Below are 24,464 nucleotides of genomic sequence, written 5' to 3'. Positions count from 1 at the left end.
TAACCGAGCACGCACAGCTTGCAGCTTGCCGCTGGCGGCTTGGAGCTTGCTGCAGGGGCAGCTTGCCGCTTTATTGCGATTTCCTGACCCGCAGGTACCATTCCGACAGCAGGCGCACCTGTTTATCGGTGTAGCCACGCTCCACCATCCGCGTGACGAAGTCGTTGTGTTTCTGTTGATCTTCTTTGCTGGCCTTGGCGTTGAAGCTGATGACTGGCAGCAAGTCTTCGGTGTTGGAGAACATTTTCTTCTCTATCACCACCCGCAGCTTCTCGTAGCTGAGCCAGCTTGGGTTCTTGCCGTTGTTGTTGGCACGGGCGCGCAGCACGAAGTTGACGATCTCGTTGCGGAAATCCTTCGGATTGCTGATGCCAGCCGGTTTTTCGATCTTTTCCAGCTCTTCGTTCAGGGCAATGCGGTTGAGGATCTCGCCAGTTTCCGGGTCGCGGTATTCCTGATCCTGGATCCAGAAGTCGGCGTACAGCACGTAGCGGTCGAAGATGTTCTGACCGTATTCGCTGTAGGACTCGAGGTAGGCGGTCTGGATTTCCTTGCCGATGAACTCGATGTACCGGGGCGCCAGGTATTCCTTCAGGTAGCGCAGGTAGCGTTCGCGCACTTCAGCGGGGAATTGCTCCTGTTCGATCTGCTGTTCCAGCACATACAGCAGGTGCACGGGGTTGGCCGCTACTTCATGTGGGTCGAAGTTGAACACCTTGGAGAGGATCTTGAAGGCGAAACGCGTGGACAGGCCATTCATGCCTTCATCGACACCCGCAGAATCGCGGTACTCCTGGATCGACTTGGCTTTCGGGTCGGTGTCCTTGAGGTTTTCTCCATCGTAGACACGCATCTTGGAGTAGATGTTGGAGTTTTCCGGCTCCTTCAGGCGTGAGAGCACCGTGAACTGGGCGAGCATCTTGAGCGTATCGGGTGCGCAATGGGCCTTGGCCAGCGAACTGTTGACCAGCAGTTTGTCGTAGATCTTGATCTCGTCGCTGACGCGCAGGCAGTACGGCACCTTGACGATGTAGATCCGGTCGATGAACGCCTCGTTGTTCTTGTTGTTCCGGAAGGTGTGCCATTCCGATTCGTTGGAGTGGGCCAGCAGGATCCCGGAATAAGGGATCGCGCCCAGGCCTTCGGTACTGTTGTAGTTGCCTTCCTGGGTGGCGGTCAGCAGCGGGTGCAGGACTTTGATGGGCGCCTTGAACATCTCGACGAATTCCATCAGGCCCTGGTTGGCCCGGCAAAGAGCGCCCGAGTAGCTGTAGGCGTCGGCATCGTTCTGCGGGAATTCCTCGAGCTTGCGGATATCCACCTTGCCGACCAGGGCAGAGATGTCCTGGTTGTTTTCGTCGCCTGGTTCGGTCTTGGCGATAGCGATCTGGTTGAGGATCGAGGGGTAAAGCTTGACCACCCTGAACTTGCTGATGTCGCCACCGAACTCCTGCAAGCGCTTGGTAGCCCATGGCGACATGATGGTGTTCAGGTAGCGCCGCGAGATGCCGTACTCCTCTTCGAGAATGGCGCCATCTTCAGTGGCGTTGAACAAGCCCAGGGGCGACTCGAAAACCGGTGAGTCCTTGATCGCGTAGAAAGGGACCTTTTCCATCAGCTGCTTGAGCTTTTCGGCCAGCGACGATTTACCGCCCCCCACCGGGCCCAGCAGATAGAGGATCTGTTTCTTCTCTTCAAGACCTTGGGCGGCGTGGCGGAAGTAGGAAACGATCTGGTCGATGCACTCTTCCATGCCATGGAAGTCGGCAAAGGCCGGATACCGGCGGATCACCTTGTTGGAGAATATGCGCGACAGTCTGGAGTTGCTTGAGGTGTCGATCAGTTCCGGCTCGCCGATGGCCAGCAACAGCCGTTCAGCCGCCGATGCGTAGGCGCTGCGATCCTCTTTGCACAGCTCGAGGTACTCCTGCAGCGAGAGTTCTTCCTGGCGCGTAGACTCGAAACGTTGTTGGAAGTGGCTAAAAATACTCATGACGTCACCTCGCTCGATACGTGGAGACGACGCCGGATCAGTCAGCTGATGCTGGCATGCAACCGGGCTTGCCGATTGCTGTATACCCCCCAGAACACCCTGTAACGCTACCGATGACCCGCACGCCGGTGTACCGGCTCTCCCCTTTTTTGGATGGCCTGCGCTTAAGAATAGTTGGTTATCCGCAAGGTCAAGGGCAAGCGGCGCAGAAGTTGTCGGCGACCGTTCGTCAGGTGAGGCGCAAGCCCGCGTGGGGCGCGGGCTGGAGTGGAATTAAAAAATTATTCAGGGGTGCCTTGCGCAGTCTCGTCCGGGTAAGTGGAGCGCCACAGCTCGAAGCCGCCATCGACACTGTAAACGTCGGAAAAACCTTGGCCGACCAGGTACGCGGCCGCGCTCTGGCTGGAGTTGCCGTGGTAACACACCACCAGGGTCGGGGCATCCAAGTCGGCATTGCGGATGAAGTCGGCAACCGAATGATTGTCCAGGTGCCGGGCGCCGGCGATGTGGCCGGCGGCATAGGCCTGCGGGTCGCGAATGTCGACGACGACCGCACCTTGCGCGCGCAAGGCCAGGGCCTGCTCGGGAGGGATGCGTTTGAATTCGCTCATGGGTAAGGCTTTCCTTCAGGGCTGATCGATAAGTTTAGTCGGTTGTGCCGGCGGGCGCAGGGTGCCGTCGTCGGCGCAGTCGCAGCGCAGGTATTCACCGCTGTCGACATTGTAGAGGGTCATGGTGCCACCCCATACACAGCCTGTATCGAGGGCGATGATGCCGGGCTCGTCAACGCGCCCTTCGAGGGCTGCCCAGTGGCCAAAGATGATCTTCACATGCCGTGAGCGGCGGTCCTTGTGCGCGAACCAGGGCTTGTAACCTTTTGGTGCCGTGCCCAACCCTTCCTTGCTCTTGAGGTCGAGCTTGCCTGTGCCGGTGCAGAAGCGCATGCGAGTCAGGTAGTTGGTGATCACCCGAAGGCGCTCGACGCCACCGAGGTTCTTGCTCCACTTGTTCGGTTCGTTGCCGTACATGCCATCGAGGTACAGCTTCAGGCGCTCGTCATCGCGCAGCACCTCCTCGACTTCGCCTGCCAGTTCCAGGGCTTTGCCCAGTGTCCACTGGGGGGGGATGCCAGCGTGCACCAAGGCAATGCCGCGCGGCTCGTCGTAGTGGAGCAGCTTTTGTTGGCGCAGCCAGTCGAGCAGTTGATCGGCATCTGGCGCCTCGATGATTTCGCGCAGGGTATCGCTTTTCTTCAGGCGTTCGACATTTTGCCATGCAGCCAGCAGGTGCAGGTCATGGTTGCCCAGCACGCAGGTCAGCGAGTGGCGGATCGAGTAGAGGTAGCGCAGGGTCTGCAGCGATTCAGGCCCGCGGTTGACCAGGTCTCCGACCAGCCACAGGCGATCGACAGCCGGGTCGAACTTGACGCGCTCCAGCAGGCACTTGAGGGGTTGCAGGCAGCCTTGCAGGTCACCGACGGCGTAGGTAGCCATCAGTGCAGGGCCCCCGGCACCGCCAGGCGGAAGGGTGCAATGTCGGCCTCGAAGCGTTTGCCGTCCTCGGCGAACATCTGGTAGCTGCCCTGCATGGTGCCCACGCGGGTGCTGATCACTGCACCGCTGCTGTAGGTGTGGCTCTGACCCGGCTCGATGGTCGGTTGTTGGCCGATCACACCTGCGCCGCGTACCTCCTCCACTTCGCCATCACCGTTGGTGATCAGCCAGTGTCGAGACATCAGCTTGGCTTTGATCGAGCCATTGTTCTGCACGGTTATGGTGTATGCGAATGCAAAGCGATCGCTTTCGGGGTCGGATTGGTCTTTCAGATAGCGGGTCACGACGCTGACGTCGATCTGGTAACGGGGATCGGACATGCATGGGCCTTGGGCAAACAAGCGAATACGGCGATACATGCAGTCTAGGCCATTGGCGGGGGGGAGGGCCAGTGGTGTCGGGGAGGGAGGGGGCTTTAAAGTCTTCGGGGGGCAGCGTCTTCGCAGGGTTTCCCGCGAAGACGCTGCGCTGTAGCTGTCAGGCTTGCTGGTTGGCCAACTGGTCTGCCAGGCGCACGAATGCGGCCAGGTCCAGCTGCTCGGGGCGCAGGCTGCCATCAACGCCAGCGGCCTCGATAGCCTGGCTGTCAAGCAGGCCTTTGAGGGTGTTGCGCAGCGTTTTGCGGCGCTGGTTGAACGCTTCGCGCACGACGCGTTCCAGCAGCAGGTGGTCCTTGGCCGGGTGCGGCAGCACCTCATGCGGTACCAGGCGTACGATTGCCGAGTCCACCTTCGGCGGCGGGTTGAACGCACCTGGGCCTACGTTGAACAGGTGCTCGACCCGGCAGTGGTACTGCACCATGATCGACAGCCGGCCCCAGTCACCGCCGCCCGGCCCTGCGGCCATGCGCTCGACCACTTCCTTCTGCAGCATGAAGTGCATGTCGCGAATCAGGCCGGCGTGGCTGAGCAGGTGGAAAATCAGCGGGGTGGAGATGTTGTAGGGCAGGTTACCTACGACTTTGAGGCTGCGTGCCGGCACGCCCAGCTGGTTGAAGTCGAACTTCAGGGCATCGCCCTGGTGCAGGCGGAAGTTGTCGCGCCCGGCAAACTTGTGCTGCAGGATCGGCACCAGGTCTTTGTCCAGCTCCACGACGTCCAGCTGTGCGCCGCTGCCCAGCAGGCCCTCGGTCAGGGCGCCCTGGCCCGGGCCGATCTCCAGCAGGTGTTCGCCTGCTTTGGCATTGATGGCGCGCAGGATGCGGTCGATGATGCCGGCGTCATGCAGGAAATTCTGGCCGAAGCGCTTGCGCGCCCGGTGTTGATAGTGCTCGTTCATGGTCGGTTCTCGGCCATCTGGTAGGCGGTTTCCAGGGCGACGCGCAGGCTGCCGGTGTCGACGTTGCCGGTACCGGCAAGGTCCAGGGCGGTGCCGTGATCGACCGACGTGCGGATGATCGGCAGGCCCAGGGTCACGTTGACTGCAGCGCCGAAACCTTTGTACTTGAGTACAGGCAGGCCTTGGTCGTGGTACATCGCCAGCACCGCGTCGCAGTGCTCCAGATATTTGGGGGTAAACAGGGTATCGGCCGGCAGCGGGCCGCGTAGGTCCATGCCTTCGGTACGCAGACGGGCCAGTGCCGGTTCGATGATGTCGATTTCTTCGCGGCCTAGATGGCCGCCTTCGCCGGCATGCGGGTTGAGACCGCAGACCAGGATTCGTGGGTTGGCGATGCCGAACTTGTCGCGCATATCGGCATGCAGGATGCGGGTAACCCGCTCCAGGCGCTCAGGGGTGATAGCGTCCGCAATTTCCCGCAGTGGCAGGTGTGTGGTTACCAGCGCCACCCGCAGGCCATGGGTCGCTAGCATCATCACGACCTGGGCGGTGTGGGTCAGCTCTGCCAGGAATTCGGTATGGCCAGAAAAGGCAATACCGCTTTCGTTGATCACGCCCTTGTGCACTGGGGCCGTGATCATCCCGGCGAAATGCCCTTCAAGGCAGCCTTGCCCGGCCCGCGTCAGGGTCTGCAGGACAAAAGCCGCGTTGGCCTTGTCCAGCATGCCCGGTACCACCGGGGCGGCCAGGGGAGTGTCCCAGACGTAGAGGCTACCAGCCGGCGCCGGCTGGTCAGGCCAGTGGCCCGGCGCTACCGCGAGCAGGTTGACGGCCAGCCCCAGTCGCGTGGCCCGCTCGGCGAGCAGGTCACGGCTGGTGATGGCGATCAGGGGGTGAGGCTGGGCCTCGGCGGCGAGCAGCAGGCATAGGTCGGGGCCTATGCCGGCCGGTTCGCCGGGAGTGACGGCGAAGCGCAGTGGCTTCACTGTGCGGCCTGGTCAGCGCCAGGCAGCTTGATTTCAACGTAGGCTTCGTCGCGGATCTGGCGCAGCCAAGTCTGCAGCTCTTCATCGTACTTGCGGTTACGCAGTACGTTCATTGCCTGCTGCTCACGTGCCTGTTCGGTGCTGTCGGTGGCACGACGGCCCAGTACTTCCAGCACATGCCAGCCGTACTGAGTCTTGAACGGTTTGGTCACGACACCCTGCTGGGCGTTGGCCATCTGCTCGCGGAACTCCGGTACCAGGCTGTTCGGGTCGACCCAGTTGAGGTCACCGCCGTTGAGCGCTGAGCCCGGGTCTTCCGAGAAGCTTTTCGCCAGCTCTGCGAAGTCTTCGCCACCCTTGATCCGTTCGTACAGGCGCTCAGCCAGCTGCTCGGTGGCTGCTTCGCTGCGGATTTCGCTCGGCTTGATCAGGATGTGGCGTACATGCACTTCGTCACGCAGCACGTTTTCGCTGCCGCCACGCTTCTCTTCGAGCTTGATGATGATGAAGCCGCTAGGGATGCGCAGTGGCTGGGTGATGTCGCCTGTGGCCATGCTGCTGAGCAGCTTGGCAAACTCAGGTGGCAACTGGGCGGCTTTGCGCCAGCCCATCTCGCCACCTTCAAGGGCGTTCTCGCTGGCCGAGTTGGCAATCGCCATCTGGCCAAAGTCAGCGCCCTGGCGCAGTTGCTGGTACACGTCACCGACCTTGCGCGCAGCCTTCTGGATGTCGTCTGAGTTGGCGCCTTCCGGGGTTGGGATGAGGATGTTGGCCAGACGGTAGTCTTCCGACATCTGCATCTTGCCCATGTCCGAGGCGAGGAAGTTTTTCACTTCCTGCTCGGAAACCTGGATGCGCTCGGCCACACGGCGCTGGCGCACGCGGCTGATGATCATCTCGCGTTTGACCTGTTCGCGGGCGTCATCGAACGACAGGCCGTCGCGGGCCAGCGCGGCACGGAACTGGTCCAGCGACATGCCATTGCGCTGGGCAATGGTGCCGATGGCCTGGTTCAGTTCCTCGTCGGTGATGCGGATGCCCGAACGTTCACCGATCTGCAACTGCAGATTCTCGACGATCAGGCGCTCCAGTACCTGCTGCTCCAGAGCGCTGGTCGGCGGTACGCCGCCGCCGCGCTTGGCGATGGTTTGCTGAACCTCCTGGACACGCTGGTCCAGTTGGCTTTGCATGACCACGTCGTTGTCGACGATGGCCACCACACGATCCAGGGGTTGCACCGCGGCATGCACCGCGCCACTCAGCAATACAGCGCCCAGCAACACTGGGCGCAGACGATCAATAAGCTTGGTCTTCACGTTCACGGTAACCTTCAATGCCTTGGTCGAGGAAAGATTCGACCTTGTTGCCTACCACGCCACCGAGGCCTTTCAGCACGATCTGCAGGAAGATGCCATGGTCGCCTTTTTCGTTTTGCGGGGCGGCCTGGCTGAAGTCGTCATAGTCGATCCAGTAACGGTTGATCAGACGTAGTTTCCAGCAGCAGTTGTCGTATTCGAAACCGCCCATGGCTTCCAGGGTGCGGTTGCGGTTGTAATCGTGCTGCCAGCGGGCGATCACGTTCCATTGCGGCACGATCGGCCAGATCACCGAGAAGTCGTGCTGCTGGATCTTGTAGTAGTCCTTGATGTAGTTCGGGTCGCCTGGGTTGCCATAGTCACCGCCACCCACTTTCCAGGTACCGGTCGTGGAGTCGTAGGCGATAGTGTCGTTGCGGTAGCGATAGCCGAGGTTGACCACCTTGTTCGGGTTGTCTTCAGGCTGGTAGTGGAACATCGCGCTGCCCGAGCGGGTGCTGCGGCTGTCCGGGTCCCAGTTGAAGTCCGAATTGAAGCGCCAGTCGCGGTTGAAGTAGTAGTTGTACACCAGCGCGTATGGCGAAACGTCAGACTGCGCGTCACTGCGATCACGGTAGTTGATGCCTGGCAGCTGGGCCTTGCGATCCTTGAAGTACAGTGCTTGACCGATGCTGAAGTTCTGACGTTCGAAACCGTCGTCCTGAATCCAGCGGGTGGTCACGCCCAGCGACAGCTTGTTCTCGTCACCGATACGGTCGGTGCCGCTGAAGCGGTTGTCGCGGAACAGCGAATCGAAGTTGAACAGCGTTTCGCTGGTATCGAACAGCGGAATGTCCGTCTGATCCTTGTAAGGAACGTAGAGGTAGAACATGCGCGGTTCGAGTGTCTGGCGATAGTTGGTGCCGAACATCGAGGTGTTGCGGTCGAAGTACAACCCGCTGTCAACACTGAAGACAGGAACGTCACGGCTGATGGAGCTGCTGTAGCTGCCGTATCCTGGTTGTGACGCTTGCGCCAGCGCTTCTTGCTTGCCTTGACCATCAAGATCAAGGTCATAGTTGGTGTAAACATACTTCAGCTTTGGCGTAACGTAACCGTAACTGGCTTGCATAGGCAGGCTGATTGCCGGGGCAAAATTCAGGCGGTTGCCGTTGGCGCGCGCGATGCCGCTGACGTTTTCATCGAGACGTCGGCCTGCTGCGCCGGCGGTGAAGTCCGGGTTGCCATCTTCGTCAGTGACAAAGTCATCCTTCAGGTCACGATCGAAGCGCACGGCCTCGGTCTGGTAGCTGAAATCAAAACCACCCGGGTGATACGGCAGCATCCCGTCTACAGTGATCTGCGGCAGCTTGTTGTACGGGGTGATCTGCGACAGGGTCGCCATCTCGTACGCTTGCGCATTCAGTCGAGCGGTATAGGTGTCGCCACGCCAGGTCAGTGCACCTTGCTGGTTGACCACATCATTGCTCTCGACGCCGATCTGATCGCTCTCCAGGTCCTGGAAGTAGAACGGATCGCTGATGTCGGTGTAATCGACTTCAGTCATCAGGCGCTCGTCCAGGCCACCTTTATGCTGCCAGTTGATCATCCAGCGCTGATCTTCGTAATCAGTCTGCTCTTTGCGATCGTCGTTCTTGTCATTCAGGTACGCGCCGCCGAGCTGGCCTTCGCTGGACTTGGTCAGGTAGCGGAATTCGCCTTCCATCAGCAAGCCACGCTTGGTCATGTAGCGCGGGTACAACGTGGCGTCGTAGTTGGGCGCCAGGTTGAAGTAGTACGGCGTAACCAGCATGAAGCCGGTGTCGCTGGTGCTGCTGAACGACGGTGGCAGGAAGCCGGATTGGCGACGGTCGTCGATCGGGAAGTAGATGTACGGTGTGTAGAACACCGGGAAATCCTTGACCCGCAGAGTGACGTTGGTCGCGGTACCGAAGCCGGTGGCCGGGTTCAGGGTGATGTTGTTGCCCTTGAGCTGCCAGGCGTTGCTGCCCGGTTCACACGTGGTGTAGGTACCATCCTTGAGGCGGATGATGGCGTTCTCGCTACGCTTGGCGTACAGCGCGTTGCCGCGGATGTGCGACTTGTGCATCACGTACTCGGCGTTGTCGACCTGGGCTTCGCCCGTGTCGAGCTGGATCTGCGCCTCGTCGCCCACGACCAGCGAGCCGTTGTCGCGAATCCTGACGTTGCCCTTGAGCTCGCCACGGTTCTCGGCCTGGTACAGGTTGGCCTCATCGGCTTCGGCCTGCATGCTGCCTTGGCGCATGACCACGTCACCGGCGAGGGTAGCGATCTGCTGCTCCTGCTGGTACTTGGAGACCTTGGCGTTGATGTAGGTCGGCGATTCGTCCTTGGGCGTGGTGTCGGCCATGCCAGGGCGAGTCGGCTCGATGTACGCGCCACCACAGTACGGACCGGTTTCGGCCAGCTGGGCAGCGGTGAGCTTTTCGCGCGGGACCCAATCGAGATGGCTGTAATCCTCGCTGCGCGACTTCAGGCCACGGCCTTTGCTCTCGGTAACCAGCACCGGCTTGTCAGCACTTTCGGCCTCGGCCGATGGGGCCTCGGTGCCGGAAGTGAGCGCAGCGCCGTCATGCACTGGGCGCGGTGGCAAGTTGTTGACTGGGCTCTTGGGCTTGCAGTCCCAACCACCGGAGGCGGACACTTGGCAGTCGAACTGCTCGGCTGCTACCACGTACGAGGTGGCAAAAGGTTGCAGGGCCAGCAGACCGCCGGTGACCAGCAACGGAAACTTTCTACGAAACGCGGGGGATTTCAATGCCATCTTATTAGTCCGGGCTTCCTGCGTGCCATCTGCCCGCGTGTGGGGCCGCACGCCTCTCGATGGTCTGAAAAAGATGCTGGATAATAAAGCATGACCCGCTTGACGGCTAGGGCCGTCGGAGACCCTTGTAATGCCTGAACACGATGTACGCCTGCAACAACTGACTGTCTGGCTCGCCGAGCAGCTCAATGTTCTTTTCCGCAACAACGCCTGGGGCGAGGTGCCCGAGGGCAGCCTGACCGCCGCCAGCAGCGATGCGAGCTTCCGCCGTTACTTCCGCTGGCAGGGCGCAGGCCACAGTTTTGTGATCATGGATGCGCCGCCGCCCCAGGAAAACTGCCGCCCGTTCGTTGCCATCGACCGCCTGCTGGCCAGTGCGGGCGTGCATGTACCGGTGATTCATGCCGAAGATCTGGACCGTGGTTTCCTGTTGCTGGGGGATCTGGGCCATCAGACATACCTCGACATCATTAACCCGGATAACGCCGATGCATTGTTTGCCGACGCGATCGACGCCCTGCTGGCGTTCCAGCGCCTACCGATGGAAGCGCCATTGCCGAGCTATGACGACGCCTTGCTGCGCCGTGAGGTCGAGCTGTTCCCCGAGTGGTATGTCGGGCGTGAGCTCGGCCTGGCCTTCAACGAGGCGCAGCAGGCCAGTTGGCAGCGCATCAGCCAGTTGCTGATCGACAGTGCCCTTGCCCAACCCAAGGTGCTGGTGCACCGCGACTACATGCCGCGCAACCTGATGCAGAGCGAACCGAACCCGGGCGTGCTCGACTTCCAGGACGCGGTGTACGGTCCGGTCACCTACGACATAACCTGCCTGTTCAAGGACGCATTCCTCAGCTGGCCACAAGCGCGAGTCGAAAGCTGGTTGCGCAACTATTGGGACAAAGCGCAAGCCGCCGGGATCCCGGTGCAGCCCTCGTTCGAAGATTTCCAGCGCGCCAGCGACCTGATGGGAGTGCAGCGCCATCTGAAGGTGATCGGCATCTTCGCGCGCATCTGCCACCGTGACGGCAAACCGCGCTACCTGGCTGATGTGCCGCGTTTCTTCGCTTATATAGACGAAGTGATCGGCCGTCGCCCTGAACTGGCCGAGCTCGGCCAGCTGATCGCCGAACTCAAGGCCGGAGCGCGTGCATGAAAGCGATGATCCTTGCCGCAGGCAAGGGCGAGCGCATGCGCCCGCTGACCCTGCACACGCCAAAGCCTTTGTTGTCCTTGGCCGGCCAGCCGTTGATCGAATACCACCTGCGTGCCCTGGCGGCGGCCGGTTTTACCGAGGTGGTGATCAACCACGCCTGGCTTGGCCAGCAGATCGAGGATCACCTCGGTGATGGCAGCCGTTTCGGCCTGAGCATTCGTTACTCCCCTGAAGGCGAGCCGCTGGAGACCGGGGGCGGGATATTCCAAGCATTGCCTTTGCTGGGCGACGCGCCGTTCCTGTTGGTCAACGGCGATGTCTGGACCGATTATCCGTTCGCGTGCTTGCGTGCACCGCTGCAGGGCCTGGCGCACCTGGTGCTGGTCGATAACCCTGGGCATCACGGGCGGGGCGACTTCCGCCTGCAAGGTGGACAGGTCGTGGACGGTGACGACGCCCCTGGCACCCTGACCTTCAGCGGCCTCTCAGTGCTGCATCCTGACTTGTTCGCAGGTTGCCAGGCAGGGGCCTTCAAACTGGCGCCACTTCTGCGCCAAGCCATGTCGGCAGGCAAGGTGACCGGCGAGCACTACCGTGGCGCGTGGGTCGATGTTGGTACCCAGGAGCGCCTGGCCGAGGCCGAGCGCCTTATACGCGAGCGTTCCTGAGATGTGGTGGCCAGGCACGGTGATCGGGCTAGGCGCGGGTTTCGCTGTCGCCAGCATCCCTGGCGCGCTGCTGGGGGCATTGCTTGGCCAAGCCATGGATCGGCGCCTGCGTGTGCAGGGCTGGGAAGACATGCGCGAACGGTTGGGAGGTAGGCCGGCCCTGCGTGACGAGGAGTTGTTGTTCGTCCTGCTTGGGCGGCTGGCCAAAAGCGATGGGCGAGTGGGCGAACAGCATATTCAGCAGGCGCGCCAGGAGATGGTCCGGCTGGGGCTGGCCGAGGCCGCGAGGATGCGTGCGATTGCTGCCTTCAACCGTGGCAAGGCGGGCAAGGACCGCTTGACCCACCACCTGCGTCGCATTCGCTTGCAGCCACATGCGGCCGAAGGCACGTTGCGGGCGTGTTGGCGTATGGCTTGGGCTGACGGCAAGGCCGGGGATCATGAGCGGGAACTGCTGCTGGACTGGGGACAGAAGCTGGGGCTCAGCCGGCGACAGGTGCAGGCCATGTCGCTGGAATATGAGCCACGCAAAATGAGCACGGCCAGTAGCGTCATGACCTATCCGGCTGCGCTGCGCTTGCTGGGGATAGATGCCGATACGGAAGGCGACCGGGTCAAGCAGGCTTATCGCCGGCTGGTCAGCCGGCACCATCCGGACAAGCTGGCCGGGAGCGGTGCCAGTGAAGCGCAGGTCAGGGAGGCCACCGAACGCACTCGAGAGCTGCACCAGGCCTATGCGTTGATCCGTAAAAGGCGGGGGCTCTAAGACCCCTGTCACCGGCAAGCGGCTCTATACCTTTGGCAGCCTGCCTGCCGGTAAACGGCTGGAGCGGGCCCGTCACTTCATTCCTGCGGGCTCATCCACCCCCTGGCCCGGCGGAACAACTGTTCCTGTTCCGCGCTCTTGTTCCCCGGCATCGCAATCAGCGACAGCTGCTTGTACTGGCTGTCCTTCTGACGCTTGCTGGCCTGCAGGCGTTGCATGGCGGCATTGCGGTCGCCTGTGCGGGTTGCGTAATAAAGATCGGCAGTCGGCACTTTGAGCGTCGGTGCCAGGCTTTCCAGATCGTGCTCGACCCTTGCCGGGGTCTGCGCGGCGATCATCACCAGCTTCTGTACCTGCGGTGGTTGCTTCTCGCTCAGGTAGCGCGCTGCCCAGTAGGCGCCGCTGCCATGGCCGATCAACACGATGCTGCGTGAGTTTTGTTGTTGAGCGTACGCAACCGCAGCATCCAGACGCGCGAAGATGCGTTCGGCATCAGCCTGATCGTTCTGTTCGCTGGCCTGTTCGGCATCGGTGCTTTCTGCCGTGTCGGCATCCGCCGCGGTAGCCTGGGCTACATTGGCGTTGGCATCGGCGGGGGTTTCCTTTGCCGGTGCGCTCTCGCCCTGGTCTGGCTGCGGTGCGGTAGCTGGCGTGGCCTCGACCCGTGCTTGTGGGCTATCGGCGAGCAGGTCGGGCAGGCTCACGCTCAGGCTGTGCCAGCCGGCGTCAGGGAACTTGCGTCGCAATGGGCCGACCGCATTGGGCCAGTCGGCGGTTTCTCCGGCGCCAGGAACGATGATCACCGTGCCTTGCGGGTCGCTGTCGTTGGCTGGTTTCCACAGGGCCAGGAAGCTGTCGGAGCCGGCGTCCAGAGTTTGCTGCTCGGCTTTGGGCAACAGGCGTTCGAGGGCCTGCGCATCTTCCTGGCTACGCTCCAGCAGCGGTGGGCGTGGCGCAGGTGCGGCGGCAGCCTCTTCGGTTGCTGGTTTTTCGGCGTCGGCGGCCAGGGCACCAAGTGGTAGGAGCGAGGCAAGGCAGCACATTGCCAGCGTCGTGCGATAAAGTGTGAACATGAATCAACCCAAGGCCAGAATGATACCGGCAGCCTAATAGTATTTGCCCGCGACGGCCATGCTGCATGGCCGCCCTTGCCAAGACGAGCGTGTAGATGAAGCGATTGCGTCGCCTGTTGGTTATCGGCTGCTTGTGGCTACCCTTGATTGCTTTGGCAAGGCCTGAGGCAGCACCTGCGGTGGTACTCGAACCTGCCCAGCAGCAATGGCTGGACACCCATCGCAGTCTGCGGGTCGGCCTGGTGCTGCAGGCGCCCTATGCCCAGTTCGACCGCCGTCTGCAGCAACTCTACGGGGCCAATGTCGAGCTGGTGAACTGGCTGGCGCAGGCGCTGAAGCTGGACCTCACCTGGCGCAACTTCACTGACCAGGCCAGTCTCGAACACGCCCTGCAAGCGGGTGAAATCGACTTTGCCCCGGGCCTTACGCAAACACCGGCCAGCTTGCGTCTGTGGTTGTTCAGCGACCCCTACATGCGTGTGCCGCAGCTGTTGGTCGGGCCGCGCACCGGTGCGTTGGCCGTCGAGCTGGAAAAACTTGAAGCCAACGAGCGCGTGGCGGTACGCATGCCCAGCGTGCTGGCCGAATACCTGCGGGGCAATTACGCCAATCTCAACCTGCAAGGTGTGCCCAACGAGCGCGAGGCCTTGCAACTGGTGGTAGGGGGCCAGGCCAGCTACGCGGTGCTGGATGAAGCCCAGCTCAGCCGATTGTCCCGTGAAAGCGAGTTCGGTGAGCTGGCGGTGCTCGGTGACATCGGCCTGCCACAATTATTGCGGGTGGGTTCGCGGCGTGACTGGCCGTTGCTGGCCGACGTGCTTGAACGGGGCCTGCAGGCCATGCCCGCCAAAGAGCTGGAGCAACTGCATCAGCGTTGGTTGCAGCCCAAATACGCGCGCCTGAGCGAATCCACCGGTTTCTGGCAAAACCTTGCGTTGCTGTTCGGCATGTTGCTGTTATGTGCCGGGGCCACCCTGATGTGGCAGCGCCGCCAGCAACGCCAGCTAGAGCGCAGCCTGCTGGCGGCGCGGGAGCACCTGGCAGAGCGGCAGGTGCGCGAGGAGGCACTGCGCCTGAGCCAGTTCGCCATCGACCAGAGCACGGTCGGCATCCTCTGGGTCAACTGGGACAGCCACGTGCGTTACGCCAACCACGCTGTGGGGCGCATGCTCGGTTATGCCGAGGCGGCGTTGCTGGAGCGTCCGCTGAGCGACTTCGAGCCGAACCTGAGCATGGACCGCTGGCTGCAGTTGTGGCGGGCCGCGCGAGCCGGGGAGGCCGGGGCTAGGCAGTTCGAGACCCAATGCCTGTGCGCCGATGGCAGCCTGTTGCCGGTGGAGTTGTCGTTGAGCTTCCTGCGCTTTCGCGATGCCGAGTATCTGGTGGTGTACCTTGCCGATGTCACCGAACGCCACCGTGCTCTGGCGGCGCTGCGTGAAAGCGAGGCGCGGCTCAAGGGTATTGCTGGCAATGTGCCGGGGCTGGTGTTCCGCCTGGAGCCCGCGCCAGCGGAAGGGGACCCGGAGTTTCCCTATATCAGCGAGGGCAGTGAGGCGTTGGTGGGCTATACGCCCGCGCAGATCCAGCACCCGAAGATGGGCTTGCGCAATCTGGTCCACCCGGATGATCGTGCGGACTATCACCAGGTTCAGGACCTGGCCATTGCCAGTGATCAGGACTGGTCCTGGCAAGGACGCATCCTCACCCGCGAAGGTGAGCAGCGGTGGGCCGACATCAAGGCCAGTACCCGCCGCCTGGCCGACGGCCGGGTGGTCTGGGACGGTGTTGTCTGGGACATTACCCAAAGCAAACGCGCGGAGCTGGCACTTGCAAGGTCCCAGGAGCAACTGCGCGAACTGTCGGCACACCTGGAAAGCGTGCGCGAGGAAGAAAAGGCCCGTATCGCCCGCGAAGTGCACGATGAACTGGGCCAGATGCTGACCGTGCTCAAGCTTGAGGTGTCGATGTGCGAATTGGCTTTTGCCGAGCTCGACCCTGCGCTGAACGAGCGCCTGGCCAGCATGAAGCGCCTGATCGCTCAGCTGTTCCAGCTGGTGCGCGATGTGGCAACGGCGTTGCGCCCGCCGATCCTGGACGCCGGTATCGCTTCGGCCATCGAATGGCAGGCACGGCGCTTCGAAGCGCGCACACAGATCCCCTGCCTGGTGCAGGTACCGGATAATCTGCCAGCATTGAGCGATGCAAAAGCCATCGGCTTGTTCCGTATCCTGCAGGAGGCTCTGACCAACGTCATGCGCCACGCCCAGGCGCACAGTGTGGAGGTAGAGCTGGTGCGCGAGGGCGAAAAACTGCGTATGACGGTCAGTGATGACGGTAGCGGGTTCTGCCTGGACCAGGCACGGCCAACCTCTTTCGGCCTGGTGGGGGTGCGTGAGCGGGTACTGATGCTCGGTGGCAGCATGGTTTTGAATAGCGAGCCAGGTGAAGGCACCAGCCTGAGCGTGACCATAGCGTTGGATTAGGAGAACGATCGTGATTCGAGTGCTGGTGGCCGAAGACCACACCATTGTCCGCGAAGGCATCAAGCAGTTGATCGGCCTGGCCAAGGATATGCAGGTGGTGGGGGAGGCTGGTAATGGTGAACAGTTGCTGGAAACCCTGCGCCACACCCCCTGCGAAGTGGTGTTGCTGGATATCTCGATGCCCGGTGTCAGTGGGTTGGAGGCAATTGCTCGGATCCGCGCGCTGCACAACCCGCCGGCGATCCTGATGCTGTCGATGCACGACGAAGCGCAGATGGCCGCGCGCGCGCTCAAGGCCGGCGCTGCCGGCTATGCCACCAAGGACAGTGACCCTGCCTTGCTGCTGACCGCAATCCGGCGGGTGGCCGGCGGTGGGCGCTACATCGATCCGGCGTTGGCCGACCGCATGGTCTTCGAGGTTGGCCTGACCGAAACTCGGCCGCTGCATACTCTGCTGTCGGAGCGCGAGTTCTCGGTGTTCGAACGTTTGGCTCAAGGTGCCAACGTCAACGATATAGCTCAGCAGCTGGCGCTCTCCAGCAAGACCATCAGCACCCACAAGGCGAGGCTGATGCAGAAGCTCAAGGTCAACTCGCTGGCTGAACTGGTGAAGTACGCCATGGAGCACAAGCTGGTATGACCGTTCTGTTTGCGACATAGGTTATCTGCCAGGCACCACTTTCCCGCTGGCTGGCTGATACTTGCATTCCAATCCCGCCATCGGTGTAGGGCAATCCCTACACAAACTCTTCCAGCCGGATGATGGCATTCTCTCAGCGCCCCCGATTTCCGGGCGCTTGCGTCTTCTTTAGTCTTTGCCTACGCAGTCATTCCAACAAGAAGGTGCAGGCATGAGCGAGGCGAATTCGAACGCGACCACCGGTGAGACGCTGGTCAGTTTCCGTGGTGTGCAGAAGAGCTACGACGGCGAATCGCTGATCGTCAAAGACCTCAACCTGGACATTCGCAAGGGTGAGTTCCTCACCTTGCTCGGCCCTTCCGGCTCGGGCAAGACCACCAGCCTGATGATGCTGGCCGGTTTCGAGACCCCGACCGCAGGTGAAATCCAGTTGGCCGGGCGCTCCATCAACAACGTGCCGCCACACAAACGTGACATTGGCATGGTGTTCCAGAACTACGCACTGTTCCCCCACATGACCGTGGCGGAGAACCTCGCTTTTCCGCTGAGCGTGCGCAACCTGAGCAAGACCGACATCAGTGAGCGGGTCAAGCGGGTACTCAACATGGTGCAGCTCGATGCCTTCGCCAAACGCTACCCTGGCCAGCTTTCCGGTGGCCAGCAGCAGCGCGTGGCCTTGGCCAGGGCGTTGGTGTTCGAGCCGCAGCTGGTACTAATGGACGAGCCGCTCGGCGCGCTGGACAAGCAGCTGCGTGAACACATGCAGATGGAGATCAAGCATATTCACCAGCGCCTGGGTGTAACAGTGGTCTACGTAACCCACGACCAGGGCGAGGCGTTGACCATGTCCGACCGCGTGGCCGTGTTCCATGAGGGCGAGATCCAGCAGATCGCCGACCCGCGCACTCTTTATGAGGAGCCGCGCAATACCTTCGTCGCCAACTTCATCGGCGAGAACAACCGCATCAACGGCACGCTGCTGGCCAGTGACGGTAACCGTTGCCAGGTGCAGCTGGCCCGCGGCGAGCGGGTCGAGGCGCTGGCGGTGAACGTCGGCCAGGCTGGGGAGCCGGTGACCCTGTCGGTCCGCCCGGAGCGCGTGCGCCTCAATGGCCACAGCCAAAGCTGCGTCAATCGCTTCTCCGGCCGCGTGGCCGAGTTCATCTACCTGGGCGACCATGTACGGGTGCGTCTGGAAGTCTGTGGCAAGGCTGACTTTTTCGTGAAGCAGCCGATTGCCGAGCTCGACCCGGCCTTGGCCGTGGGCGATGTGGTACCGCTGGGCTGGGAGGTGGAGCACGCGCGCGCGCTCGATCCGATTGCCGAGGCCCACTGATGGATTGCTGCACCAACCCTGTACTGTGGAGAGAATAATAATGCGCAAGCAGCTGAAACTGACCGCCCTGGCCCTTGGCCTGTTCGCCGCCGGCCAGGCCATGGCGGCAGACCTGACCGTAGTGTCCTTCGGCGGCGCCAACAAGGCGGCCCAGGTCAAAGCGTTCTACGAGCCATGGGAGAAGGCCGGCAAGGGTAAGATCGTCGCTGGCGAGTACAACGGTGAAATGGCCAAGATCAAAGCCATGGTCGACACCAACAGCGTGTCCTGGAACCTGGTGGAGGTGGAGTCGCCAGAGCTGGCCCGTGGTTGCGATGAAGGCATGTTCGAGGAGCTCGACCCGGCTCTGTTCGGCAACGAAAGCGATTATGTGAAGGGCGCCATCCAACCGTGCGGCGTGGGCTTCTTCGTTTGGTCCACGGTGCTGGCCTACAACGCTGACAAGCTCAAGACAGCCCCGACCAGCTGGGCCGATTTCTGGGACACGAAGAAATTCCCGGGCAAGCGCGGCCTGCGCAAGGGCGCGAAGTACACCCTGGAGTTCGCCCTGATGGCCGACGGCGTTGCGCCCAAGGATGTGTACCAGGTGCTGGCCACCAAGGAAGGCGTGGACCGCGCCTTCAAGAAACTCGACGAACTCAAGCCGAGCATCCAGTGGTGGGAAGCGGGCGCCCAGCCGCCGCAGTACCTGGCCTCGGGTGATGTGGTCATGAGCTCGGCCTACAACGGGCGCATCGCTGCGGTACAGAAAGAGAGCAACCTCAAGGTGGTGTGGAACGGTGGCATCTACGACTTCGACGCTTGGGCCATCCCGAAAGGGGCCAAGAATGTCGAGGAAGCGAAGAAATTCATCGCTTATACCGTTCAGCCTGAGCAGCAGAAGACCTACTCCGAGAACATCGCCTACGGCCCGGCCAACTCCAAGGCCGTACCGCTGCTGGCGGACGCGGTGAAGAAGGACATGCCGACCACGCCTGAAAACATCGCCAACCAGGTGCAGATCGATGTGGCCTTCTGGGCTGACAACAGCGAGCAACTGGAGCAACGCTTCAACGCCTGGGCGGCGAAGAAGTAAGACGCCTCGAAGGAGCGCCGGCCCGCTGGCTGGCGCTCCCTGTTCCCCTGTTTTTGCGGAGTTCGCCATGGCCATCGCAGTGCCCCTCACCGAAGGCGCAGGTCCAAGTCTCAAGCAGCGCCTCAAGCACGCCGAGCGGGTCAACCGCTGGAAGGCGCAGGCGCTCATCGCGCCGCTGGCGCTGTTTCTCCTGCTGGTGTTCCTGGTGCCCATCGCGGCGCTGTTGTTCAAGAGCGTTGACAACCCGGAAGTGGTCGGCGGCCTGCCGCGCACGGTCCAGGCTGTGTCGCAGTGGGACGGCAAGAGCCTGCCCGGCGAGGAGGTTTACAAGGCCCTGAGCCAGGACCTGGCCGAATCGCGCAAGAACCAGACCCTGGGCGACCTGTCTAAACGCCTGAACATGGAGCTGGCCGGCTACCGCAGCCTGCTCTCCAAAACCGCTCGGGCGCTGCCGTTCAAGGCCGAACCTGCTTCTTACAAAGAGGCATTGCAGGCCCTAGATGAACGTTGGGGGGACCCGGCGTACTGGCAGGCTATCCGCCGCAACACCAGCAGCGTGACTTCCTATTACCTGCTGGCATCGGTCGACCACCGTATTGATGACCTTGGCGAGGTGGCCAAGGCCACCCCCGACCAGGCTATCTACCTGGATATCTTTGCCCGCACCCTGTGGATGGGTGTGGTGATCACGGCAATCTGCCTGGTGCTGGCGTATCCGCTGGCTTACCTGCTGGCCAACCTGCCAACTCGCCAGAGCAACTTGTTGATGATCCTGGTGTTGCTGCCATTCTGGACCTCGATACTGGTTCGGGTGGCGGCGTGGATCGTGCTGCTGCAGTCAGGCGGCTTGATCAACAGCGCCCTTATGGCAATAGGCATCATCGATCAGCCGCTGGAGCTGGTGTTCAACCGCACTGGCGTTTACATCTCGATGGTTCACATCCTCCTGCCGTTCATGATCCTGCCGCTATACAGCGTGATGAAAGGCATTTCGCCGAGCTACATGCGTGCAGCGATCTCCTTGGGTTGCCACCCGTTCGCCAGCTTCTGGCGGGTGTACTTCCCGCAGACCTATGCGGGAGTAGGCGCCGGTTGCCTGCTGGTGTTCATCCTGGCCATCGGTTACTACATCACCCCGGCACTGCTCGGCAGCCCGAACGACCAGATGGTCAGCTACTTCGTGGCCTTCTATACCAACACCAGCATCAACTGGGGCATGGCTACCGCGCTGGGCGGGCTGTTGCTGCTGGCGACCGTGCTGCTGTACCTGATCTATAGCTGGCTGGTCGGTGCCAGCCGCCTGCGCCTGAGCTGAGGAGCCTAGTGATGCTTAGCCCATACATGTCGCCCGTGGAGCGGGTGTGGTTCTACAGCCTGCGTATCCTTTGCGGCCTGATATTGCTGTTTCTGGTGTTGCCGGTACTGGTGATCGTGCCGCTGTCGTTCAACAGTGGCAGCTTCCTGGTGTACCCACTGCAAGGCTTCTCACTGCAGTGGTACCACGATTTCTTCGCCTCGGCCGAGTGGATGCGCGCCCTGAGGAACAGCGTCATCGTCGCCCCGGCGGCCACGCTGCTGGCCATGGTGTTCGGTACGCTGGCAGCGATCGGGCTTACCCGCGCCGACTTTCCGGGCAAGTCGCTGGTCATGGCGCTGGTGATTTCGCCGATGGTGGTGCCGGTGGTGATCATTGGTGTAGCCAGCTACCTGTTCTTTGCCCCGTTGGGGATGGGTAACAGCTTCATTTCGCTGATCCTGGTGCACGCGGTGCTGGGTGTGCCGTTCGTCATCATCACCGTTTCGGCGACCTTGCAAGGCTTCAATTACAACCTGGTGCGTGCGGCTGCCAGCCTGGGGGCCTCACCGGTGGTTGCGTTTCGCAGGGTCACCTTGCCGCTGATCGCCCCCGGGGTGATCTCGGGGGCGCTGTTCGCCTTCGCGACCTCTTTCGATGAGGTGGTGGTGACGCTGTTCCTCGCCGGGCCAGAACAGGCCACTCTGCCGCGGCAGATGTTCAGCGGCATTCGCGAGAACCTGAGCCCGACGATTGCAGCGGCAGCGACCTTGCTGATCGGTTTTTCGGTGGTGCTGCTGCTGACCCTGGAGTGGCTGCGCGGGCGCAGTGAGAAGCTTAGGACTCAGCAGCCTGCCTGAGTCATGTCGCCGGTATTGGCCTTTTCACAGGCAAGCCCGCGAAAAGGCCGATACCGGGGAGGGGGGCGACACCCCGTCGCCACGGATTGATGCCAATCAGCCCCTATCCGGTTCCCTGAGTTACAATGCGCGCCACCTAGATTCTGCCAACAGGTGCGCCATGCAGCCCTACGCTATTGCCCCCTCCATTCTCTCCGCCGATTTCGCCCGTTTGGGCGAGGACGTCGACAAGGTGCTGGCCGCTGGTGCCGACATCGTCCACTTCGACGTGATGGACAACCACTACGTACCCAACCTGACCATTGGCCCGATGGTCTGCACCGCCTTGCGCAAGTATGGTGTGACCGCGCCGATCGATGTGCATCTGATGGTCAGCCCTGTAGACCGCATCATCGGTGACTTCATCGAAGCCGGTGCCAGCTACATCACCTTCCACCCGGAGGCATCGCAGCACATCGACCGCTCGCTGCAGCTGATCCGTGACGGTGGCTGCAAGGCCGGCTTGGTGTTCAACCCGGCTACCAGCCTGGACGCGCTGAAGTACGTGATGGACAAGGTCGACATGGTGCTGCTGATGAGCGTCAACCCAGGCTTTGGCGGACAGAAGTTCATCCCTGGCACCTTGGACAAACTGCGCGAAGCCCGTGCGCTGATCGACGCCAGTGGCCGTGATATCCGCCTGGAAATCGACGGTGGGGTCAACGTCAACAATATCCGTGAGATCGCTGCCGCTGGCGCTGACACCTTTGTCGCCGGCTCGGCGATCTTCAACGCGCCGGATTATCAGGAAGTGATCGCCAAGATGCGCGCCGAACTGGCTCAGGCCCGCCCATGAGCGGCTTCGAGCAGCTGTTCCCCGGGACGCTGCCCAGGCTGGTGATGTTCGATCTGGACGGTACCCTGATCGATTCAGTCCCCGACCTGGCCGCAGCCGTTGACCGCATGCTGCTCGAACTTGGCCGTCCGGCCGCCGGCCTTGACGCCGTGCGGCACTGGGTCGGCAACGGCGCACCGGTGCTGGTGCGCCGCGCACTTGCCGGCGGCCTGGACCACGCGACCGTAGACGATGAGCTGGCCGAGCGCGGCCTTGCACTGTTCATGGAGGCGTACGCCGAAAGCCATGATCTAACGGTTGTATACCCTGGTGTGCACGACACCTTGCGCTGGCTGCGCAAGCAGGGCGTGGAGATGGCGCTGATCACCAACAAGCCTGAACGCTTCGTCGCACCGTTGCTCGACCAGATGAAGATCGGCCGTTATTTCCGCTGGATCATCGGCGGCGATACCCTGCCACAGAAGAAGCCCGATCCTGCTGCGTTGCTGTTCGTCATGAAAATGGCCGGCGTGAAGCCCGGCCAGGCGCTGTTTGTGGGGGACTCGCGCAGTGATGTGCTGGCGGCCAAGGCTGCCGGCGTGCAGTGCGTTGGGCTGAGCTATGGCTATAACCACGGCCGGCCGATCGATGAGGAAGCGCCCAGCCTGGTCATAGGCGACCTGCGCCTGCTGCTGCCTGGTTGCGTAGTCACCGACACTGGGATAACGTTGGCGGACCTTCAAGCCTCACAAGACAGAGAGCCCACCGTGGTGGTTACCGGCAAATTCTGGATGAAAGTCATCAAGGCCCTGGCCCGTTGGCGTTGGCGCGCCTGACTTCTGCCCGCCGGCCTTTGCCGGCCCGTCCGTTTGCCCGACTCTCATTGTTGCTCCGAGGCTACTCATGACCCGCGAAGAATTCCTGCGCCTGGCCGCTGCCGGCTACAACCGCATCCCCTTGGCCTGTGAAACCCTGGCCGACTTCGATACCCCGCTTTCTATCTACCTGAAGCTGGCCGACCAGGCCAACTCGTACCTGCTCGAGTCGGTGCAGGGCGGTGAGAAGTGGGGGCGTTATTCGATGATCGGACTGCCGTCGCGCACGGTGATGCGTGTGCATGGCTATCACGTGAGCATCCTGCACGATGGCGTGCAGGTCGAAAGCCATGATGTCGAAGACCCGCTGGCATTCGTCGAAACCTTCAAGGACCGCTACAAGGTTGCTGACATTGCCGGTCTGCCGCGTTTCAACGGTGGCCTGGTCGGCTACTTTGGCTATGACTGTGTGCGCTACGTGGAAAAGCGCCTGGGCGCTTGCCCCAATCCTGACCCGTTGGGCGTGCCGGACATCCTGCTGATGGTTTCGGATGCCGTGGTGGTGTTCGACAACCTGGCCGGCAAGATGCATGCGATCGTACTGGTCGACCCGTCCGAGGAGCAGGCTTTCGAGCAAGGCCAGGCGCGCCTGCAAGGCCTGCTGGCCAAGCTGCGCGAACCCATCACGCCGCGACGCGGCCTGGACCTGAGCGGCCCCATGGCGGCAGAGCCGGCGTTCCGCTCCTCCTTTACCCAGGAGGATTACGAGCGCGCTGTGGACACCGTGAAGGAGTACATCCTGGCCGGTGACTGCATGCAAGTGGTGCCGTCCCAACGCATGTCGATCGACTTCCAGGCAGCGCCCATAGACTTGTACCGTGCGCTGCGCTGCTTCAACCCGACGCCGTACATGTACTTCTTTAACTTCGGGGACTTCCACGTTGTCGGCAGCTCGCCGGAAGTACTGGTGCGGGTGGAAGACAACCTGGTCACCGTACGCCCGATTGCCGGTACCCGTCCAAGGGGGGCCAACGAGGAGGCCGACCGGGCGCTGGAAGATGACCTGCTGTCGGACGACAAGGAAATCGCCGAGCACCTGATGCTCATCGACCTGGGCCGCAACGATGTGGGGCGTGTGTCCTGCACCGGTAGCGTGCGCCTGACCGAAAAGATGGTGATCGAGCGCTACTCCAATGTAATGCACATCGTTTCCAACGTTACCGGGCAACTGGCCGAGGGCTTGACCGCGATGGATGCACTGCGGGCGATTCTGCCGGCGGGTACCTTATCGGGTGCACCGAAGATCCGCGCGATGGAGATCATCGACGAACTGGAGCCGGTCAAGCGTGGCGTCTACGGTGGTGCAGTGGGCTACTTTGCCTGGAATGGCAACATGGATACCGCGATTGCCATTCGCACGGCAGTGATCAAGGACGGCGAGCTGCATGTGCAGGCCGGTGGCGGCATCGTCGCCGACTCGGTGCCGGCGCTGGAGTGGGAAGAAACCATCAACAAGCGCCGGGCGATGTTCCGTGCGGTGGCGTTGGCTGAGCAACGTCCTGCCGAGTGATTCACAGGC

Annotated in this window: 21 protein-coding genes; 12 read left to right on the top strand and 9 right to left on the bottom strand. The window is 61.9% G+C overall.

The window, feature by feature from the left end; translation table 11 throughout:
• Positions 1-70 precede the first annotated feature (70 nt).
• The 8 genes from JET17_RS24500 to JET17_RS24465 all read right to left on the bottom strand — a co-directional run bounded on the left by JET17_RS24500 (position 71) and on the right by JET17_RS24465 (position 9,911).
• Positions 71-1,993, bottom strand: coding sequence for a PrkA family serine protein kinase (locus JET17_RS24500; RefSeq protein WP_012316566.1), 1,923 nt, complete (start codon positions 1,991-1,993; stop codon positions 71-73).
• 281 nt (positions 1,994-2,274) lie between these two features.
• The gene (glpE, locus tag JET17_RS24495; protein ID WP_012316565.1) at positions 2,275-2,604 is read right to left on the bottom strand and encodes a thiosulfate sulfurtransferase GlpE; all 330 of its coding nucleotides are present in this window, start codon (positions 2,602-2,604) and stop codon (positions 2,275-2,277) included.
• 15 nt (positions 2,605-2,619) lie between these two features.
• Positions 2,620-3,486, bottom strand: a complete 867-nt coding sequence (locus tag JET17_RS24490) for a symmetrical bis(5'-nucleosyl)-tetraphosphatase (protein ID WP_012316564.1) — start codon at positions 3,484-3,486, stop codon at positions 2,620-2,622.
• Positions 3,486-3,866 (bottom strand): Co2+/Mg2+ efflux protein ApaG, encoded by a 381-nt coding sequence (apaG, locus tag JET17_RS24485; RefSeq protein WP_012316563.1) that lies wholly within the window; start codon positions 3,864-3,866, stop codon positions 3,486-3,488. The genes JET17_RS24490 and apaG overlap by 1 nt, the downstream gene beginning before the upstream one ends.
• Positions 3,867-4,023: 157 nt before the next feature.
• Positions 4,024-4,824, bottom strand: coding sequence for a 16S rRNA (adenine(1518)-N(6)/adenine(1519)-N(6))-dimethyltransferase RsmA (gene rsmA, locus JET17_RS24480; protein ID WP_012316562.1), 801 nt, complete (start codon positions 4,822-4,824; stop codon positions 4,024-4,026).
• A complete protein-coding gene (gene pdxA, locus JET17_RS24475; RefSeq protein ID WP_012316561.1) occupies positions 4,821-5,810 on the bottom strand; it encodes a 4-hydroxythreonine-4-phosphate dehydrogenase PdxA in 990 nt (329 codons plus the stop codon). Before pdxA ends, rsmA begins: the two co-directional genes overlap by 4 nt.
• Positions 5,807-7,132, bottom strand: a complete 1,326-nt coding sequence (surA, locus tag JET17_RS24470) for a peptidylprolyl isomerase SurA (RefSeq protein ID WP_012316560.1) — start codon at positions 7,130-7,132, stop codon at positions 5,807-5,809. Before surA ends, pdxA begins: the two co-directional genes overlap by 4 nt.
• A complete protein-coding gene (locus JET17_RS24465) occupies positions 7,107-9,911 on the bottom strand; it encodes an LPS-assembly protein LptD (RefSeq protein ID WP_012316559.1) in 2,805 nt (934 codons plus the stop codon). Before JET17_RS24465 ends, surA begins: the two co-directional genes overlap by 26 nt.
• A 130-nt stretch (positions 9,912-10,041) precedes the next feature.
• Between JET17_RS24465 and JET17_RS24460 the strand changes: the two genes are divergently transcribed.
• The 3 genes from JET17_RS24460 to JET17_RS24450 are packed head-to-tail and all read left to right on the top strand — an operon-like array spanning position 10,042 to position 12,495.
• Positions 10,042-11,061, top strand: coding sequence for an aminoglycoside phosphotransferase family protein (locus JET17_RS24460; RefSeq protein WP_012316558.1), 1,020 nt, complete (start codon positions 10,042-10,044; stop codon positions 11,059-11,061).
• A complete protein-coding gene (gene murU, locus JET17_RS24455) occupies positions 11,058-11,729 on the top strand; it encodes an N-acetylmuramate alpha-1-phosphate uridylyltransferase MurU (RefSeq protein WP_012316557.1) in 672 nt (223 codons plus the stop codon). Before JET17_RS24460 ends, murU begins: the two co-directional genes overlap by 4 nt.
• Position 11,730: 1 nt before the next feature.
• On the top strand, positions 11,731-12,495 hold the full coding sequence (locus tag JET17_RS24450) for a TerB family tellurite resistance protein (RefSeq protein WP_012316556.1): 765 nt from the start codon (positions 11,731-11,733) through the stop codon (positions 12,493-12,495).
• Positions 12,496-12,572: 77 nt separating this feature from the next.
• Here JET17_RS24450 and JET17_RS24445 read toward each other — a convergent pair whose 3' ends face one another.
• Complete coding sequence (locus tag JET17_RS24445) at positions 12,573-13,568, bottom strand: alpha/beta hydrolase family protein (protein ID WP_012316555.1); 996 nt, start codon at positions 13,566-13,568, stop codon at positions 12,573-12,575.
• A gap of 95 nt (positions 13,569-13,663) precedes the next feature.
• Between JET17_RS24445 and JET17_RS24440 the strand changes: the two genes are divergently transcribed.
• The 9 genes from JET17_RS24440 (at position 13,664) to trpE (ending at position 24,455) form a co-directional block, all read left to right on the top strand.
• The gene (locus tag JET17_RS24440; RefSeq protein ID WP_012316554.1) at positions 13,664-16,051 is read left to right on the top strand and encodes a PAS domain-containing sensor histidine kinase; all 2,388 of its coding nucleotides are present in this window, start codon (positions 13,664-13,666) and stop codon (positions 16,049-16,051) included.
• Positions 16,052-16,058: 7 nt separating this feature from the next.
• Entirely contained in the window at positions 16,059-16,691 is a 633-nt protein-coding gene (locus JET17_RS24435) for a response regulator transcription factor (RefSeq protein ID WP_172655270.1), read from the top strand.
• A 211-nt stretch (positions 16,692-16,902) separates the two neighbouring features.
• Entirely contained in the window at positions 16,903-18,027 is a 1,125-nt protein-coding gene (locus tag JET17_RS24430; protein WP_012316552.1) for an ABC transporter ATP-binding protein, read from the top strand.
• Positions 18,028-18,067: 40 nt separating this feature from the next.
• The gene (locus JET17_RS24425; RefSeq protein WP_012316551.1) at positions 18,068-19,102 is read left to right on the top strand and encodes an ABC transporter substrate-binding protein; all 1,035 of its coding nucleotides are present in this window, start codon (positions 18,068-18,070) and stop codon (positions 19,100-19,102) included.
• 67 nt (positions 19,103-19,169) lie between these two features.
• Entirely contained in the window at positions 19,170-20,417 is a 1,248-nt protein-coding gene (locus JET17_RS24420) for an ABC transporter permease (protein WP_012316550.1), read from the top strand.
• 11 nt (positions 20,418-20,428) lie between these two features.
• Positions 20,429-21,256 (top strand): ABC transporter permease, encoded by an 828-nt coding sequence (locus JET17_RS24415; protein WP_012316549.1) that lies wholly within the window; start codon positions 20,429-20,431, stop codon positions 21,254-21,256.
• 160 nt (positions 21,257-21,416) lie between these two features.
• Positions 21,417-22,091 carry a ribulose-phosphate 3-epimerase gene (gene rpe, locus JET17_RS24410; protein WP_012316548.1) on the top strand — a complete coding sequence of 225 codons (675 nt, stop codon included), beginning with the start codon at positions 21,417-21,419 and terminating at the stop codon, positions 22,089-22,091.
• Complete coding sequence (locus tag JET17_RS24405; RefSeq protein ID WP_012316547.1) at positions 22,088-22,906, top strand: phosphoglycolate phosphatase; 819 nt, start codon at positions 22,088-22,090, stop codon at positions 22,904-22,906. The genes rpe and JET17_RS24405 overlap by 4 nt, the downstream gene beginning before the upstream one ends.
• Before the next feature lie 67 nt (positions 22,907-22,973).
• A complete protein-coding gene (gene trpE, locus JET17_RS24400) occupies positions 22,974-24,455 on the top strand; it encodes an anthranilate synthase component I (RefSeq protein WP_012316546.1) in 1,482 nt (493 codons plus the stop codon).
• The last annotated feature ends 9 nt before the right edge of the window (positions 24,456-24,464 follow it).

The sequence above is a fragment of the Pseudomonas putida genome (assembly GCF_016406145.1).
Classification (GTDB): Bacteria; Pseudomonadota; Gammaproteobacteria; order Pseudomonadales; family Pseudomonadaceae; genus Aquipseudomonas; species Aquipseudomonas putida_E.
The sequence above is the reverse complement of the archived record's forward strand: the minus strand, read 5'-3'. Positions and strand labels throughout refer to the sequence as shown.

Excerpts from the sequence above, each read along its gene's own strand:
- JET17_RS24500 (WP_012316566.1), bottom strand. The coding sequence starts at position 1,993 with ATGAGTATTTTTAGCCACTTCCAACAACGTTTCGAGTCTACGCGCCAG.
- glpE (WP_012316565.1), bottom strand. The coding sequence starts at position 2,604 with ATGAGCGAATTCAAACGCATCCCTCCCGAGCAGGCCCTGGCCTTGCGC.
- JET17_RS24490 (WP_012316564.1), bottom strand. The coding sequence starts at position 3,486 with ATGGCTACCTACGCCGTCGGTGACCTGCAAGGCTGCCTGCAACCCCTC.
- apaG (WP_012316563.1), bottom strand. The coding sequence starts at position 3,866 with ATGTCCGATCCCCGTTACCAGATCGACGTCAGCGTCGTGACCCGCTAT.
- rsmA (WP_012316562.1), bottom strand. The coding sequence starts at position 4,824 with ATGAACGAGCACTATCAACACCGGGCGCGCAAGCGCTTCGGCCAGAAT.
- JET17_RS24465 (WP_012316559.1), bottom strand. The coding sequence starts at position 9,911 with ATGGCATTGAAATCCCCCGCGTTTCGTAGAAAGTTTCCGTTGCTGGTC.
- JET17_RS24460 (WP_012316558.1), top strand. The coding sequence starts at position 10,042 with ATGCCTGAACACGATGTACGCCTGCAACAACTGACTGTCTGGCTCGCC.
- murU (WP_012316557.1), top strand. The coding sequence starts at position 11,058 with ATGAAAGCGATGATCCTTGCCGCAGGCAAGGGCGAGCGCATGCGCCCG.
- JET17_RS24450 (WP_012316556.1), top strand. The coding sequence starts at position 11,731 with ATGTGGTGGCCAGGCACGGTGATCGGGCTAGGCGCGGGTTTCGCTGTC.
- JET17_RS24445 (WP_012316555.1), bottom strand. The coding sequence starts at position 13,568 with ATGTTCACACTTTATCGCACGACGCTGGCAATGTGCTGCCTTGCCTCG.
- JET17_RS24440 (WP_012316554.1), top strand. The coding sequence starts at position 13,664 with ATGAAGCGATTGCGTCGCCTGTTGGTTATCGGCTGCTTGTGGCTACCC.
- JET17_RS24430 (WP_012316552.1), top strand. The coding sequence starts at position 16,903 with ATGAGCGAGGCGAATTCGAACGCGACCACCGGTGAGACGCTGGTCAGT.
- JET17_RS24425 (WP_012316551.1), top strand. The coding sequence starts at position 18,068 with ATGCGCAAGCAGCTGAAACTGACCGCCCTGGCCCTTGGCCTGTTCGCC.
- JET17_RS24420 (WP_012316550.1), top strand. The coding sequence starts at position 19,170 with ATGGCCATCGCAGTGCCCCTCACCGAAGGCGCAGGTCCAAGTCTCAAG.
- JET17_RS24415 (WP_012316549.1), top strand. The coding sequence starts at position 20,429 with ATGCTTAGCCCATACATGTCGCCCGTGGAGCGGGTGTGGTTCTACAGC.
- rpe (WP_012316548.1), top strand. The coding sequence starts at position 21,417 with ATGCAGCCCTACGCTATTGCCCCCTCCATTCTCTCCGCCGATTTCGCC.
- JET17_RS24405 (WP_012316547.1), top strand. The coding sequence starts at position 22,088 with ATGAGCGGCTTCGAGCAGCTGTTCCCCGGGACGCTGCCCAGGCTGGTG.
- trpE (WP_012316546.1), top strand. The coding sequence starts at position 22,974 with ATGACCCGCGAAGAATTCCTGCGCCTGGCCGCTGCCGGCTACAACCGC.